A 14,796-nucleotide genomic window follows, 5' to 3' on the forward strand; every position below is an offset into this window, starting at 1 on the left:
CGGTGCCGAGAAAGATTCGAGAACTGATTGCCGACCTGACGGCGGCGGGCTTTGAGAATCGTGGAGGCAAAGGGAGCCACCGGAACTACGTGCATCCCAATCTCGCGAAACCAGTGACGCTTTCTGGCAGGACGGGTGACGACGCAAAAAGGTACCAGGAACGCGCCGTAAACAAGGCGATCGAGGAATCGAAGTCATGAACGCTGCCGCACGATACGTCAAGATTGTCGAATGGTCCGACGAAGACAACTGCTATGTCGGCAGCTGCCCCGGCCTATTCTACGGTGGCTGCCATGGAGACGACGAAAAGTCGGTTTTCGCTGAACTCTGCCAAATCGTCGAAGAGACAGTGAAACTGTACGAAGCCGAAAATAGGCCGTTGCCCCCTGCAACGTCGGGCTACGATTGGGCCAATACGATCGCAAACGCAACGACGACGTAGCTCCATTGCTGCCAAGCATGCTCGCTAGTAGCCTCGGGGGGCTTAAAAACCGGAGGGTTGGTGGCGCTGGACGATCTCGGAGAGCTTCGGGTGCAGTTTGCCATTGGTCACGATCACGCCGCCGGCTTGCAGCCCCAGCGGTTCGCCTCGCGATGTTGTCACGGTTCCGCCCGCCTCTTCGACGATCAGCTTCCCGGCGGCGAAGTCCCACGGCGAAAGGAAATATTCGAAAAAGCCGCCGAACTGCCCGGCTGCGACGCCGCACAGATCGAGCGCCGCGGCGCCCATCCGGCGGATGCCGTGGATCTGATGTTGCGAGAACAGCTCGCCGATCGCATCCAGGGTCGCCTGCATCAACTTGCCGCGATCGTAATGGAACCCGCACGCCAGCATCGCTTGCCCCAGCGACTCTTCGCTCGAAACGCTCAACCGGCGATCGTTGCTCCACGCCCCAGCCCCCGCGATCGCCGTGAACCAATCCTCGCGAATCGGGTTGTAGACGATGCCGACCTGCGGCTGGCCGCGATAACAGTAGGCGATCGAGATCGCAAAATGGGGAATGCTGTGGGCGAAGTTGTTTGTCCCGTCCAAGGGATCGATCACCCACAGATGCTCCGCTTCGATCGCTCCCGAAAGCTCCTCTTCTCCCAACAGCTCGTGATCGGGAAACGCCGCCCGGATCACGCCGGCGATCGTCTGTTCCGATTCGAGATCGGCGTCGGAGACGAGGTTGTGTTGGCCTCCGGTTGCGTCGGCTTTGCTGCGGATCTGCACGCCGGTTTCGTAATAGCGTCGCAGCACGCCGCCGGCGGCAACCGCGGCCTGGCGTGCGACTTCCATGATCTGCTCTCGATCCAAATCGCTCATCTTCGGTTCACTCTATTTGCTGCAGGCGGTGATCGCTTGGCGGACCAAGTCTTCGGGAACATCGTCGACCAATTCGACGTGTCCAATTTTTGTTGGCAAGATAAAACGCAGCTTGCCGTGTTCGGTCTTCTTATCGCTGAACATCGCTCCCAACATCGCATCGGGATCGGCTTCGGACCAAGTGATCGGCAACTGCAGCGAGGTGAACAGCTCGGTCTGCTGTTCACAAAACGCATCGTCGACACGTCCCATGCGGCGTGCAAGATCGGCGGCCATCTGCATCCCGATCGCGATCGCTTCGCCGTGCAGGAAGTGTCCGTATCCGGCAAGCGCTTCGATCGCATGACCAAAGGTATGGCCATAGTTCAAGGTCGCGCGGCGGCCTGTCGTTTCGCGTTCGTCGGCCAAGACGACGTCGGCTTTCGCTTGGCAACTGGTTCGGATCGCATGCTTCAGCGCCGCGGCATCGCGGGCGTGGATCGCTTCGTGATTCTGTTGCAACCAAGCAAAAAATTCGGCATCGCAGATCACGCCGTACTTCGCCACTTCGGCCAGCCCGCTGATGAACTCCCGCGGCGCCAAAGTCCCCAGCGTCGCGATATCGATCGCAACCAACTGGGGCTGCCAAAACGAGCCGACCATATTCTTGGCACCGGGCAGATTGATCCCCGTCTTGCCGCCGACGCTACTGTCGACCTGAGCCAACAATGTTGTCGGGACTTGGACAAACCGGATCCCACGCATGAAGGTCGCCGCCACCATCCCGGCTAGATCGCCCACGACGCCTCCGCCGACGGCGATGATCGCGCTCTTGCGATCGGTCTTGGCTTCCAGCAGCCCAATCCACAACCGCTGCAGCTGTTCGACACACTTGCTCGGTTCGCCCGACGGGACCGAAATCATGTCGGTCCGATAGCGGTCCTGCAACGCTTGCTGAATTGTCGCGGCCCATGGCTGGGCGACAGCCGCATCGTGAATAATGATCGCATGCGACAGATCGGGCATCCGATCGGCGATCGGCGAAACGAGATCCGTCAACCAATCGCTGCCGATCAGAATCGGGTACGGAGCATCGGGCAGCGGGACTTCCAGGCGGTCGGGAACGTTTGGCAAAACCATGAATTTTGATCGTTGCTACAGGTTAGGCGAATCAAGCACGTGCGTTAGGATAGCAGCATGGATCAATCTAAAGAAGCATCGACCGACAACGCGGCACCAGCGGCTCAGTGGCCCGCCCCCCCACGCCTGGTATCGCCTCGCGGCTGCCTGTATGCAGTCCTGGGCCTCGGATTTTCCGTTGCGATGGCGCTAGCGATCGTCCGCTCCCGAAGCATGCCGACCGAACATACCGATCCTTTCTGGGGCCCCGAGGTGAGCCAGGCGATTCGCGTCGGTCGGCCTGTCGAACTGCTGCGGCCCGAAGATTCGCAAGCCGTCCCCGAACTCGACTTTTATCACGAGGGCTGGATCGACCTGACCGAGCTTCGTGACCTAGGCTACTTTCGTCGGACTTTCCTGGCCGACAACAACTTCGATTGGCTGCAGGCTCGCGAGCTGGAAATCCCTCCCGCCGAGGCGACTCGCTGGCCCTGGGCCTTCGTGCGGTTTGGCCAATTCGACGACGAAGCCGACGGAACGATCATCGCAATCCACCTGGATGAGGGATGGGTCGGAAAGCCGGGGGGGAAACGAGCGATTCGATTAACGCAAAGTGTCCTGCCACGGATCGCCTATCGCTTGCGGTTGTTCGCAAAGGTAGCGAATGAAACGGCAGAACCGGCTCAGTAACGCGTTTTTATAGGTACGTTTCGCCTTTGTTCACGTTAGTTGGAATATAATATTAAGGAACCGTGAGCTCCGCATAACTCCCCGCTGTGGGTAGTTATCGCCCCCTTCTCTTCTGATCAACGAGTTCGATCTATGGACCGCAAAGCGCTTGGACAGCGGCATTTCACCGAACCCATGATGCAATTGTCCGAGTCCCTAAAGGCGGCGATCGGAAGTCAGGATTGGCAGGAATTTAACCCCGAGCCACTCGTTCACTACTATCAGGCGATGTTCGCCGAACGCCTGCCCGAACTGATCGACCAGGCGATGGACGACAGCGAGATCGCCGATCTCGAATCCGACCAGGTTCATTGCTTTGGTCTGCTGATGTTGCGCGACATGTTCCGTCGCTTCCACAAACAGCTCCGCCCCGATACCGCCGACGGCAAATGGGTCGATCCGCTTTTCCGCCAGATCGCCGACAAACATGAACTGCCCCCCGAAGCGCTCGTCGACGACGGCAAGCCTTACGACGTCAAAGATCCCAATGCACCGTGGGCCGGATCGCTCGGGGCGCTGATGGGATTGCCCGGCAGCGAAATCGTCCGCGCCCAAGGCAGATCGCTGCAAACGGTTCAGAAGCAGACAGCAAATCGCCCTTCGCAATCCGAAGCCTCCGCGGCGACAGCGGCCACTCCCGCGTTGGCCGATAGCGATGAGATCGAATACCGCCGAGCTGGCTTTTTCAGCTCCGCCCCACCCTGGATGGTCAGCAGTCTCATCCATGGACTGGTCCTCCTGATGCTGGCTCTGGTCACCCTGGACCCTGTCGAAATTGCAAAAAATGTGCTCACCGTCACCCCGACCGATGAGGCCGGGCAAGAGATGGAAGAGTTTTCGCTGGAGCAGATCGAGCCCGATTCGATGGAGGAGGAGATGATCGAAGAACCTGTCATCTCGCCACCCACCACCGTGCAAGCTGTCGAAGCGATCGAAGTCGAAACGCCCGACGCGGTGCTGATGGTCGGGACCGAGATGCCCGACATGATCGATGCGATCGCGCCGATGGATGCGTTGACTCAATCGTTGACCTCCGCGATGGAAGCGACCACCGAATTCTCGGCCCGCAGCACCGACATGAAAAAGGAACTGCTGAAGAAATACGGCGGCAGCGAAGCGACCGAAGCCGCTGTCACCAAGGCCTTGGAATGGTTCCAAAGACACCAGTTACCCAACGGAGCGTGGAACCTGCACCACAACATCGCCTGTGGTAACAAGTGTGGAAACCCAGGGGATGAAAAGGCAAAAGACAGCTTCAACGGCGCGACCGCGTTGGCGCTGCTGCCATTCCTCGGCGCCGGCCAGACCCACATGCAAGGCAAATACAAAGGCACTGTCCACCGCGGCCTGCAGTTCATCGCGGGGAACATGAAAGTCAAAAACCAAGGCGGCCTGATCACCGGGGACTGTCGCGACGGTTCGGGAACGATGTATTCGCACGGGTTGTGCGCGATCGTACTGTGCGAAGCTTATGCGATGACCGAGGATCCGGCGCTAGCAAAGCCAGCTCAAGCGGCGCTGAACTACATCGCGTTTACGCAAAACAAAACCGGTGGCGGTTGGCGTTACACCCCCGGGCAAGAAGGGGATACGTCGGTTGTTGGATGGATGGTGATGGCACTCAAGAGCGGTCACATGGGGCACCTGGTTGTTCCGCCCAACACCGTCCGCGGCGCGTCGCTGTTCCTCGATCGCGTCTCGGCCGACAATGGAGTCTATTACGGCTACACCGCTCCGCAGAAGAAGCCTTCGACAACAGCCGTCGGACTGCTGTGCCGGATGTATCTGGGCTGGGATAAGGAACACCCCTCGCTGAAAAAGGGAGTCGACTATCTGGCCAAAATCGGACTCAACAAGAACGATGCCTACCACAACTACTACTCTGCTCAAGTCCTTCGCCAATACGGCGGCCCGCAGTGGGACGCGTTTAATAAAGAGATGAGCGAGTGGCTGGTCGAAACGCAGGAATCCCAGGGGCACGCCATCGGCAGCTGGTACTTTAAGAGCGGTCACACCGGCGGGCGCGGTGGCCGATTGGCGATCACCGCCCTTTGCACGATGACTCTGGAAGTCTATTACCGCCACCTGCCACTGTACGCCGAAGCGGCTGCGGAAGACGATTTCCCCCTCTAAAACCCCTGCCCGGCCACCTCAAACCGGCTCGCGTAGCATCGATTACGCAAGTGTTGGACGCTAGCGTTTATATTTGCTGAAGAGTGTTACCCAGCAAACCCGATTTACGCAAATATTCGGAATCGTCTGCGCAGCTGCGCTGTGCCGTTCCCGCCGCAGCGTCGGTTTTGAGAGTCACGTCGTTTGGGTCCTGAGATATGTCATATCACGAATATTGGCGTTTGCATCGGCTGCCGTTTGGTCAGGTCAATGGACGCGAGGATTTCTACGAAGGCACCAGCCAACGCGAGGCGATCGCGCGACTTCGATTCCTGGTCGGCAATGCCCGTTCGGTCGGGCTGCTGATCGGCGGCCCCGGATCGGGCCGCAGCTCGCTGTTGCGGCACGTCAGCCGCAACGTGTTGTGGAGCGGAGCGATCGTCGACACGGTCCTGGTTTCGGGCCGCTGCGATTCACAAGCCGATTGGCTGCACCAACTCTCGACAACCCTGTGCGCCGATCCGACGTTGCACAGCAGCGACGCCTGGCGTCGGATCTGCGATACGATCGACGCCGCTAGCCGCCAGGATGTCTACACCTGTCTGCTGGTCGACGACGCAACCAACCTAGTCGCCGAATCGATCAGTTCGTTGATCAATCGCTCGCGTCACGTGACCGCCGTATTGGCTTGCAATACGGAGACCGCCGGCGGCTTGGTTCATCGCATCGGTGGCTGTCCGCTGCGGATCGATCTACCACATTGGGCGCTTTCGGATTCCGCCGGTTTTATCCGTCAGAGCATTGCCGATTCGGGAGGCGAACCCGAACTGTTCAACGATGCAGCGATCGTCCGCTTGCACGAATTGAGCGAAGGCCGCGTGGCAACTCTCGCCCGCCTAGCGGAACTGTCGCTGCTAGCTGGTGCCGGATCTCGAGCCACGCAGATCACACCCGAGATCGTCGAAGCGATCCAGGACGAGATGCTGGTCGCTGCGGCTTAATTGCGTCGCCAGAACGCGACGTTAGAAAAAGTCGACTCGCTTAGGTCGACGCGGTTACCAGCGGAGGACTGCGGTTCCCCAGGCTAGCCCGGCGCCAAAACCGCACAGCAGCGCGTGTTGTCCACGCTCGATCTTGCCCGCTCGCACCGCTTCGTCCAACGCCAGCGGAATGCTCGCCGCGCTGGTATTTCCATAGCGATCGACGTTCACAAAAACGCTCTCGCGATGAACGCCCAGATCGGAAACTGCTGAATCGATGATCCGTTGATTCGCTTGGTGCAGGATGATCAGATTCAGATCATCGGGGCCCATGCCCAGTTCGTTCAAGACGTCGATCGAACTCTCCGCCACCACGCGCACGGCCCACTTAAAGACAGCCCGGCCATCCATCCACAGGTAGTGTCGTCCCTCGTTAAACGCATCGGGGACCAACGGCGTTCGCGAACCGCCGGCGGGTATGCACAACATCTTGCCGCCGCAGCCTTCGCTGCCCAAGGTGTATTTCAACAGGCCCGCCCCTTCGGGCTTATCGGGAACCAACAACACTGCCCCAGCGCCGTCGCCAAACAGCGGGTAGGTCTTGGGGTCGTGCGGGTTGATCGTGCGGCTCATCAGGTCGGCGCCAACAACCAACACCTTCTTGGCGTTCCCCGCGGCAACAAATTGAGATCCCGTCACCATCGCGTACATGAAACCGGCACACGCGGCGTTGACGTCCATCGCCGGAGCTGTCGCTCCCAAACGCCGTTGCAGATGACACGCGGCCGACGGTGTTGGATGATCGGGAGTCATCGTGGCGACCAAAATCATGTCGACTTCCGAAGCGTCGACTCCCGCGTCTTTCAAGCACCGCGAGGCAGCTTCGTACGCCATGTCGCTGGTCGCTTCGTCGGGTCGTGCTTTGCGGCGTTCACGGATCCCCGTCCGCTTGATGATCCATTCGCTATCGCAACCCAAGCTAGCCAGATCGTCGTTAGTGACGATCTCAGCGGGGGCGTAGGAGCCGGTCGAAGCCACACGGACTCCCAACGCTTGTCCAAGCCGACTGCGGCCGCCAGTCTGGGTCAGCGGTGCCGAGCCGCGGTTCGATGCGGAGCGTGTTCCAGCGGAAGAAGATTCGGTAATCTGTGACATTCGATAAGACGCCGATAGCAAACGCGAACAAAAAAGGCAGCAATTCCAATGCGGCTTGCTGGCCTGGACCGTCCCTATAATACACGAATTTGACGATTTGCGGCAGACGGACATCCGCGACGGCGACAATCCGCTCCGCGAACCCGCCGACTTGTGCTCGATGTCCGCGCCGACGTACATTCGAAAACGTTTTCAATCCCGAAGCGGATGGAGGTTGGTACCAAGGCAATCGCGGCGAACCAGGCTCCTATATGAAAACGTTTTCCGATCCCGAGCGGTCTGGCACACGCAGCCCATGTGAGCGCTGCGGTCCAGCTTCTCGATTCGAGTACGTTTCCCCCCATTCCCCCCAAGCGATGTTCCGGAGTTTATCCAGTGGTTGAGATCAAAGTGGAGTATCAAGGCGGGCTGCGATGCCACGCAGTTCACGGCCCCAGCGGCTGCCAATTGTCGACCGACGCCCCTGTCGATAACCACGGCCGCGGCGAATCCTTTTCCCCCACCGACCTCGTCGCCACCGCACTGGGGACATGCGTCAGCACCATCATGGGCATCTATGCCGACCGCCACGAACTGGATCTGACCGGAATGAAGGTTCGCGTCGAAAAGCACATGTCGGCCGACCTGCCGCGGCGAATCATGCGTCTGCCGGTCGAAGTCCATGTTCCGATCGCGCTGGAAGACCGCCATCGCACAGCGATCGAAGCCGCCGCGGGACTCTGCCCCGTCCACCAGAGCCTACGCGCCGACATCGAAGCACCGCTCGTCTTCCACTACCCCGCCTGAGCAAGCGGAAGGCAGATCGGAAGCCGGAGAGAATGCCAGCCGACGAGCCAACTTGCGATCCACCAAGTTAGCCCGCCACTTCCCTCGCCCGCGCAGCGAGGGAGGGTCGAAAAACGAGCGTTTAGCAAGTTTTTCGGGGATGGCCTTCCTCAACGTCATCACAGAAGGTGAAGCGAAAAACTCTGCAGCTATCGCTCCAGAACCGACAGCGGCGTCGGCGGCTCTTCCCATCGCAGGTCTTTCGCCGCCAACTTGGTATCCCATTTCTTCGCCGCTGCGGCGCGGCGCGGCCCCGTCTCCTGAGGCCGGAAGCTGAGCGTCGTGCCGGTGATCGCGCGAAGATTTTCCAACGCGAGCACCCGCTTTGCCAACGCGGCATCGTTGAGCGCTTCGATCAGAGCAAAGTCGTCGCCGCCGGCAAGCTGCTCGGGCGAAAAGCCCCACAGCAAGCGGTACAGCCCCGGTGCTCGAGCGGCATCCATTCGGACGATCGAATCGCGCAGATCGGTCGCAAATCGCCCGCCGCGATCCAATCGCGACTGAACCGCAACAAAGTGCTCCTGCCAATGAGACTTCTGGGCATCGTTCTCGAAGATCCCCTTGGTGCCGAAGTAGACGTCGGAAACTCCCAGAGCCAACAACGACCGGGCTGCCAGCGAAGCGACTTCGGCACGCCGGAATCCAACCGCCTCACGCAGCGAGATCTCGATAGTTTTTGTCGCGTCGATCAACTCCAACAACCCCTTCTGCGACAGGCTGTCGATCGAAACCGCGTTCGCTTCGGGAGCCTCTGCCCAATCCGGCAGATCGGAGACATCATTGGTTGCATCCGCTGTCCCAACCCGACTCCAACGAACCGGTGCCGACAACGGAATACTTTCGCCATCGGCGACCGCCCAGCCAACAGTCCCCTCGAGAACCTGCAGCGCCACAACGGGCTGGATCGATTCGGCCACTTCAGGATCTGCCCCCGGAGCGCGGAATGCCGTGACCTGAATCGCCGCTTTCGATTCGGCAGTCGGCAGGTGCAACGTCGCTTCCTGGCCAGCGAGATTCAAATGGATCGTCGCGCCGGGCGTCGCCGATTCAAACAGAAACCGTCCGTATTCGAGATCGATCACGGCGTCCGAATCACTCTTCGCATCAAACGAAAACTCCGCCGCTCCCACGCTGGTCAATACGACCCCATCGGACAATAAAATCCGGCTTCGGAAAGTCGGTAGGTTCACCAACGCCCTGCCCGACAAACCGCCCGACTCTTTCGTCACGCGATCCCAGCCCGCATCGGACCGCTGGATCAAAAGCGTGTTCTCCGATTCCAGCACGCCAAAAGGTTCCGCCGCCTCGGAAGCCGGCGGAGCCGCCGGATCGATCGTCGCGGCGGGTTCCATCGCTGGCTCAAGCGCCGGAGCGGCCGCCGGAGCGGTCGTCGCGACCGCCGCCGGTTCCTCTGCGGGATTCGCGGGTTCGGCCGGCATCGCAACATCGGAACCTGCCGTCGGCGCGGCCGTTGGATTTGCGGTGGTCGTCGCTGCGGGCGTCTCCGCCGCGGCAGGGGCAGGCGACGCAGCAGCCGGAACCGCTGCCGCCGGCTCGCTCGGTTCGGGCGTCGTCGGCATCAGATCGGTCGGCTCGGGAGCGGTCGCTGGCTTTGGTTCGCTCGCAACCGGTGCTGCCGGTTCGCTAGAATCCGCGGCAGCATTGGCCGGCGGAACTTCGGCCCCCGATGGATCCGCTCCCGTTGCGGCAGCCGACGGCTTCACCGGGTCGGTCACAGCAACAGCTGCTGGCTCTTCACCATCGGCATCGAAGCTGGCAGCCGGCTGGTCTTCGCGAGCGACCTGCAGCGGGTCGCCGACCGTATACTCCTCCGTCTGATCCGAGGCCAACCGCGAGACTGGCTGAAACGCTTTGGCGATGATAAACAGCAGCACCGCGCACAATCCGAGAGTCATCAGCCAGGGGATGATCCGCGAAGGTCGTCCCGCTCGCAGGTATTCGGGAACGTCGGGGCGTCGGGGGGAGAGCCCCGGTGGATGACCGTTGGCAGCCGAAGCCGCGGCGGCGCCCGACCGGAACGGAACCGCAACCGTCTCCGCCGAATCGATCTCCTGCGCCGTTCCACTCTCCACGGCAGCCGCCTCGCCCGCGGGCAGATCCAACGAAACGACGGAAGCCGCAGCCAACGAGGAGCCTGCGGGGCTGATCACCGTCGCATCGCCAGCCCCAGCCGCTGCTGCCGCTTGAGAAAGCTGGTAGATCCGGTCGCGCAACCCATGCGGAACCAACGCCGGTCGCGACAAGACCAGAGTCAGGATCTGATGGCACGCGGCGGCTTCGGACATGTGCACGTCCGATTCCAACAGCACCCGCTCAACTTCCGGAATCCGCTCGCCCGGCAGAACGCTGTCCAAATATTCGGCGATCGTATTGGCGTCTTCGATCGGATGAACCGCCCCTACAGCAGGTGCTCCGAGATCGGTCCGTTGGATCGACGCCTTGATCTTGTCGGCTAATTGCGTCGCGTAGGGACTGTCGCGCAGCTTCGCCGAAAGCGCTTCGTTCGCCTCCTCGGGCAAAACGTGATCCAGATATGCCAACAGAGTACGAACAGTCAAACGCATGGAAGAGATTCCCGATGAAGCAAGCAGTTGTCACGGCGACCGCTGAACAAGTTCTAAGCGGCCCCAGAGAAACCATCGGGCGATCGATCGCAACCGAGGCTCCCCATTAATAGTTAGTGGGCCGCGGAGGCTGCGTCCGTACAAGAATCTTAGAAATTCAGCGAAATCGCACGTTCGATCGGGTTTCGCCCGGCGACGCTTGCAAAATCAAGCAGCCTGCTTTGCCGCCATCCGATCCATTCGTCGCTGAATCTTCTCGGGAACGTCACGCCAACGGCGGTGCATCCACCAATATTGCTCGGGACTTAGAGCGATCGCCTTCTCCAGCCGCTCGTTGTACCAACAGGTCAGCTCGGTCACGCCCCCCAGCTCCGGACCGGCTTCGCGCGGATCGGCGACGCCGTTGCAACCGATCTCGAATTGCATCGGGCCGGTCGTCCGGCGGGAGTAGAATACTGCCATCGGAGCGTCGTTGGCTAAGGTAAACAGCGCCAGCGCCTTGTGGCACGACGTCGGTTTGCCGAAGAAGTTGACCCAACAACCGCGGGCGCCGGCAAACTGGTCGGCTACCAGCGAGAGCGTGCCGTTGGATTCCAGATGCTGTTGGATGATGTCGGCCGAGCCCTCTTTGTCGACAAGCATCTGGCCGTGCATGCCGCGGAACTGGGTGATGTAACGATGCAGGAAGCGGTTGTCCAACGGCCGCGCGACGGTCATCGTCGGGATCCCAAACAGTCCGGTCGCGTAGCCGCCGATCTCAAAATTGCCGTAATGTCCGCTGACCAAGACCATCGGCCGGCCTTCCAGAAACGGCCGCAGGAAGATGCCCGAGGTAGGGAAATCGAGCATCTGCCGCCAATTGGAAAGGTGCAAGCGACGACGCGACCATGCGATTTCGCAAGCCATCATCACCAGGTGAGCCCACATTTGGCGACGCGTCTCATTAATTTGCTGGTCGCTAGCGTTGGGAGATGCGATCCGTAGATTGGTGTCGATAATCCGCCGGCGGATCTGTAAAACGTCCGAAACCAGATAGGCCAAGCCGTTGCAAACCGGCTGCATCCGCTGGACCGAGAGCGTTTGGATGACGGCAAACAGCGTCCGCACCAAGAGATAGACGGCAAAATCGATAGCGGTCTGCTTGTTCACGCGACGTCGAATCCTTTTCCTTGCCAAATTCATCCGCCCCATCGGAGCAGCTTTTGTCGGTCCTTGTATGTCGGCCCATTGTGTCAGGACATTCCCCAGCCGAAAAGATCAGTCGGTCCCCCGCGGCCGATCGACTCGCTCTGTCGGGGTATCCCCGGTGTTCACTGGCCTGCGGGCATGGCAAGATACTCGCCATTCCCAGTCCCCTCCTTTCCAAAGCTCGTCGCAGATATGAATGCTCCCATCGCTGTCGTACTCGCCGCTGGCAAAGGCACTCGAATGAAGAGTGAACTGGCCAAGGTTCTGTTCCCCGTTTGCGATCGCCCGATGATCCACTTCGTGATCGACGCGTTGCAAGCCGCCGGTGTCGCCAAGACGATCGTCGTCGTCGGCCACCAACAGGAGAAGGTCCGCGAGACGCTCAAGGATCGCGAGAACATCGAATTTGTCGTCCAAGCCGAACAACTGGGGACCGGGCACGCCGTTCAGGTCTGCCGCGAGAACCTGCAATCGCACGACGGCCCCGTGATCGTGCTCGCTGGCGATTCGCCGCTGCTGCAGTCGACCAGCCTGAAAACGCTGTTGGCCGAATTCGAAAAGACGCAGCCTGCATTGCTGCAGGGAACGTTGCACAAAAGCGATCCGACCGGTCTGGGACGGATCGTCCGCGACGCCGAAGGCCGCTTCACCGGCATCGTCGAAGAGAAGGATGCCACCGACCAGCAGCGGAAGATCACCGAAGTGAACATGAGTACGTACATCTTCAATTGCAGCGATCTGCTCGACGCGCTGGGACAATTGAAGCAGAATAACAGCCAGGCCGAATATTACCTGACCGATTGCGCCGCACTGCTGGGCGCAGCCGGTCGTCCGGTCGAAGCGCTTCCAGTGCTGCAAGATTGCGAATCGTTGAGCATCAACAACCAAGAAGAGCTTGCCATCGTGGACGCCAAGATGCGCGAGATGGGCTATGCCAGCAACGATGCTTAACTTTCAAGTGCCTACACCTTCCCCAACGCTTCAGCAGCGGGCTTCCAAGATGCGTGAACTAAAGATCTTCAGCGGTCGAGCCAATCCAGAGCTCTCGCACAACGTCTGTAACGAATTGCATCTGTCCCCCGGAGCGATCACGTTGGGAAAATTTCCCGACGGCGAAAACTTCTGCAAGATCGATGAAGACGTCCGCGGCCGCGACGTCTATCTGGTCCAACCGACCTGCCCACCGGTCAACGACACCCTGATGGAACTGTTGATCATGATCGACAGTTGCAAACGGGCCAGCGCGCAACGGATCACCGCGGTGATTCCTTATTTCGGTTACGCCCGCCAAGATCGCAAAGACGAAGGCCGCGTGCCGATCACCGCCAAGATGGTCGCCAACATCATCACCCGCGCCGGTGCCGACCGCGTCCTGACGATGGACCTGCACGCGGCTCAAATCCAAGGCTTCTTCGACGTCCCCGTCGATCACCTCTACGCCGCTCCCGTCCTCAACCAACACTTCCTGGAACAGGAATACGATCCCAACGAACTGGTCGTCGTCAGCCCCGACGAAGGAAGCATCAAGCGAGCCGTTGGGCACAAGGAACGCCTGGGCGGCCACCTGGCGATCGTCGACAAACGCCGCAGCAGCGCGACGGAAGTCGAACAGCACACGATCATCGGGTCGAGTGTCGAGGGGAAGATCTGTTTGATGTTCGACGACATGATCAGCACCGCCGGATCGATCTGCGGTGCAGCGTCGCTGGTTCACGCTTCGGGCGCCAAAGAGATTCACGTCGCCGCCACCCACGGCATCTTCTCCGGCCCGGCGATCGAACGAATCAAAGCCTCACCGATCGACAGCATCGTGATCACCGATACGATTCCGCTGACGCCCGGCAAGATGTTGCCGAACATCAAAGTCCGCTCGGTCGCCAAATTCCTAGCCGAAGCGATCAAGCGGATCCACAACGATCAATCGATCAGCGCGATGTTCCGCAACAAAAAATAGACCGTCGATCTCCTCAACACCTTCCATCATCAGGCGCCAGCCCCATGCCGCTCTTGATCGAACACGTCTGCCAGTCGCTGGGCGCGGTCGCTCCGCTGCGACTGGCCGAATCGTGGGACAACGTGGGACTGTTGATCGGCGATCGCCAACGCGATTGCCGGCGCGTGATGACCTGCCTGACGATCACCCCCGACGTCGTTGCCGAAGCGACCGACCAACAGGTCGATCTGATCGTCGCGCACCATCCATTGCCCTTCAAACCGATGGCTCGGCTGACCACCGATTCGACAGCCAGCGGAATGGTGCTGGAACTGGCGGCCCATCGGATCGCCGTCTACAGCGCTCACACAGCGTTTGATTCGGCCCGGCGTGGGATCAACCAACAACTGGCCGAAGGCTTGCAACTGACCGACATCGCTCCTCTGCAACCCGATCCGGCCGACACTTCGGAGACGCCCGACGGGAGTGGTCGCTATGGCCGCGTGGCAGCGACGACGCTGGAACAGATCATGCGTCGCGCCGCCGACTTTCTGAAGCTGCCCAACGTCCGCTATGTCGGCGATCCCGACGCCGCGGTCACCAAAGTCGCCTTGGCCTGTGGCAGCGGCGGCTCGTTTCTGGACGCCGCCCGCCGCAAGGGCTGCGATTGCATGCTCACCGGCGAATCCAACTTTCACGGCTGCCTAGAGGCCCAATCGCAGGGGATCGGGCTGATCCTGGTCGGGCATTACGCCAGTGAACGCTTTGCGATGGAACAACTGGCCGACCACCTGATTCAAGAGCACGACGAGCTTACCGTCTGGGCAAGCCGCAGCGAATCGGACCCATTGCGCCAGTTTTCTCTATAGCGAATCGCTCGAT

At 60.4% G+C, this 14,796-nt stretch carries 14 protein-coding genes; 9 read left to right on the forward strand and 5 right to left on the reverse strand.

Translation table 11 applies throughout. The annotated features are described in order from the left end of the window. Positions 1-2: 2 nt before the first annotated feature. Both CA51_RS26565 and CA51_RS22185 read left to right on the forward strand, forming a co-directional pair. The gene (locus CA51_RS26565) at positions 3-200 is read left to right on the forward strand and encodes a type II toxin-antitoxin system HicA family toxin (RefSeq protein WP_145124298.1); all 198 of its coding nucleotides are present in this window, start codon (positions 3-5) and stop codon (positions 198-200) included. Further along, positions 197-442 carry a type II toxin-antitoxin system HicB family antitoxin gene (locus tag CA51_RS22185; RefSeq protein ID WP_145123334.1) on the forward strand — a complete coding sequence of 82 codons (246 nt, stop codon included), beginning with the start codon at positions 197-199 and terminating at the stop codon, positions 440-442. The genes CA51_RS26565 and CA51_RS22185 overlap by 4 nt, the downstream gene beginning before the upstream one ends. A gap of 42 nt (positions 443-484) precedes the next feature. Here CA51_RS22185 and CA51_RS22190 read toward each other — a convergent pair whose 3' ends face one another. Both CA51_RS22190 and aroB read right to left on the reverse strand, forming a co-directional pair. Next, positions 485-1,309 carry an inositol monophosphatase family protein gene (locus tag CA51_RS22190; RefSeq protein ID WP_145123335.1) on the reverse strand — a complete coding sequence of 275 codons (825 nt, stop codon included), beginning with the start codon at positions 1,307-1,309 and terminating at the stop codon, positions 485-487. A 12-nt stretch (positions 1,310-1,321) separates the two neighbouring features. Continuing rightward, a complete protein-coding gene (gene aroB, locus CA51_RS22195; protein WP_145123336.1) occupies positions 1,322-2,428 on the reverse strand; it encodes a 3-dehydroquinate synthase in 1,107 nt (368 codons plus the stop codon). A 57-nt stretch (positions 2,429-2,485) separates the two neighbouring features. On the opposite strand from aroB, the gene CA51_RS22200 reads away from it, so the two are divergent. The 3 genes from CA51_RS22200 (at position 2,486) to CA51_RS22210 (ending at position 6,249) form a co-directional block, all read left to right on the forward strand. After that, entirely contained in the window at positions 2,486-3,097 is a 612-nt protein-coding gene (locus CA51_RS22200; protein WP_145123337.1) for a hypothetical protein, read from the forward strand. A gap of 183 nt (positions 3,098-3,280) precedes the next feature. Continuing rightward, positions 3,281-5,269, forward strand: a complete 1,989-nt coding sequence (locus CA51_RS26270; protein WP_231745833.1) for a prenyltransferase/squalene oxidase repeat-containing protein — start codon at positions 3,281-3,283, stop codon at positions 5,267-5,269. 197 nt (positions 5,270-5,466) lie between these two features. Further along, positions 5,467-6,249: a hypothetical protein gene (locus CA51_RS22210; RefSeq protein WP_145123338.1), complete on the forward strand. Its 783-nt coding sequence runs from the start codon at positions 5,467-5,469 to the stop codon at positions 6,247-6,249. 54 nt (positions 6,250-6,303) lie between these two features. Here the strand turns inward: CA51_RS22210 and CA51_RS22215 are convergent, their stop codons facing one another. Beyond that, entirely contained in the window at positions 6,304-7,383 is a 1,080-nt protein-coding gene (locus CA51_RS22215) for a beta-ketoacyl-ACP synthase III (protein WP_145123339.1), read from the reverse strand. Between the two features lie 375 nt (positions 7,384-7,758). On the opposite strand from CA51_RS22215, the gene CA51_RS22220 reads away from it, so the two are divergent. Continuing rightward, positions 7,759-8,169: an OsmC family protein gene (locus CA51_RS22220; RefSeq protein ID WP_145123340.1), complete on the forward strand. Its 411-nt coding sequence runs from the start codon at positions 7,759-7,761 to the stop codon at positions 8,167-8,169. Between the two features lie 188 nt (positions 8,170-8,357). Here the strand turns inward: CA51_RS22220 and CA51_RS22225 are convergent, their stop codons facing one another. Both CA51_RS22225 and CA51_RS22230 read right to left on the reverse strand, forming a co-directional pair. Beyond that, complete coding sequence (locus tag CA51_RS22225; RefSeq protein WP_145123341.1) at positions 8,358-10,793, reverse strand: hypothetical protein; 2,436 nt, start codon at positions 10,791-10,793, stop codon at positions 8,358-8,360. A gap of 207 nt (positions 10,794-11,000) precedes the next feature. Continuing rightward, positions 11,001-11,942: a lysophospholipid acyltransferase family protein gene (locus CA51_RS22230; protein WP_231745834.1), complete on the reverse strand. Its 942-nt coding sequence runs from the start codon at positions 11,940-11,942 to the stop codon at positions 11,001-11,003. Between the two features lie 231 nt (positions 11,943-12,173). Here CA51_RS22230 and CA51_RS22235 point away from each other — a divergent pair, with 231 nt between their 5' ends. From CA51_RS22235 to CA51_RS22245, 3 genes are read left to right on the forward strand one after another with little or no spacing between them, the layout of a single operon-like run. Next, positions 12,174-12,932 (forward strand): sugar phosphate nucleotidyltransferase, encoded by a 759-nt coding sequence (locus CA51_RS22235; protein WP_145123343.1) that lies wholly within the window; start codon positions 12,174-12,176, stop codon positions 12,930-12,932. Between the two features lie 49 nt (positions 12,933-12,981). Then, positions 12,982-13,935: a ribose-phosphate diphosphokinase gene (locus CA51_RS22240; protein WP_145123344.1), complete on the forward strand. Its 954-nt coding sequence runs from the start codon at positions 12,982-12,984 to the stop codon at positions 13,933-13,935. Between the two features lie 44 nt (positions 13,936-13,979). Continuing rightward, positions 13,980-14,783 carry a Nif3-like dinuclear metal center hexameric protein gene (locus tag CA51_RS22245; protein ID WP_145123345.1) on the forward strand — a complete coding sequence of 268 codons (804 nt, stop codon included), beginning with the start codon at positions 13,980-13,982 and terminating at the stop codon, positions 14,781-14,783. Positions 14,784-14,796: the final 13 nt, after the last annotated feature.

It is taken from the genome of Rosistilla oblonga (assembly GCF_007751715.1).
Lineage (GTDB): Bacteria > Planctomycetota > Planctomycetia > Pirellulales > Pirellulaceae > Rosistilla > Rosistilla oblonga.

What these genes read in the sequence shown, in the direction of transcription:
- CA51_RS22210 (WP_145123338.1), top strand. Translation starts at nt 5,467, where the DNA reads ATGTCATATCACGAATATTGGCGTTTGCATCGGCTGCCGTTTGGTCAG.
- CA51_RS22235 (WP_145123343.1), top strand. Translation starts at nt 12,174, where the DNA reads ATGAATGCTCCCATCGCTGTCGTACTCGCCGCTGGCAAAGGCACTCGA.
- CA51_RS22215 (WP_145123339.1), bottom strand. Translation starts at nt 7,383, where the DNA reads ATGTCACAGATTACCGAATCTTCTTCCGCTGGAACACGCTCCGCATCG.
- CA51_RS22185 (WP_145123334.1), top strand. Translation starts at nt 197, where the DNA reads ATGAACGCTGCCGCACGATACGTCAAGATTGTCGAATGGTCCGACGAA.
- CA51_RS22245 (WP_145123345.1), top strand. Translation starts at nt 13,980, where the DNA reads ATGCCGCTCTTGATCGAACACGTCTGCCAGTCGCTGGGCGCGGTCGCT.
- CA51_RS22240 (WP_145123344.1), top strand. Translation starts at nt 12,982, where the DNA reads ATGCGTGAACTAAAGATCTTCAGCGGTCGAGCCAATCCAGAGCTCTCG.
- CA51_RS22225 (WP_145123341.1), bottom strand. Translation starts at nt 10,793, where the DNA reads ATGCGTTTGACTGTTCGTACTCTGTTGGCATATCTGGATCACGTTTTG.
- CA51_RS22200 (WP_145123337.1), top strand. Translation starts at nt 2,486, where the DNA reads ATGGATCAATCTAAAGAAGCATCGACCGACAACGCGGCACCAGCGGCT.
- aroB (WP_145123336.1), bottom strand. Translation starts at nt 2,428, where the DNA reads ATGGTTTTGCCAAACGTTCCCGACCGCCTGGAAGTCCCGCTGCCCGAT.
- CA51_RS22190 (WP_145123335.1), bottom strand. Translation starts at nt 1,309, where the DNA reads ATGAGCGATTTGGATCGAGAGCAGATCATGGAAGTCGCACGCCAGGCC.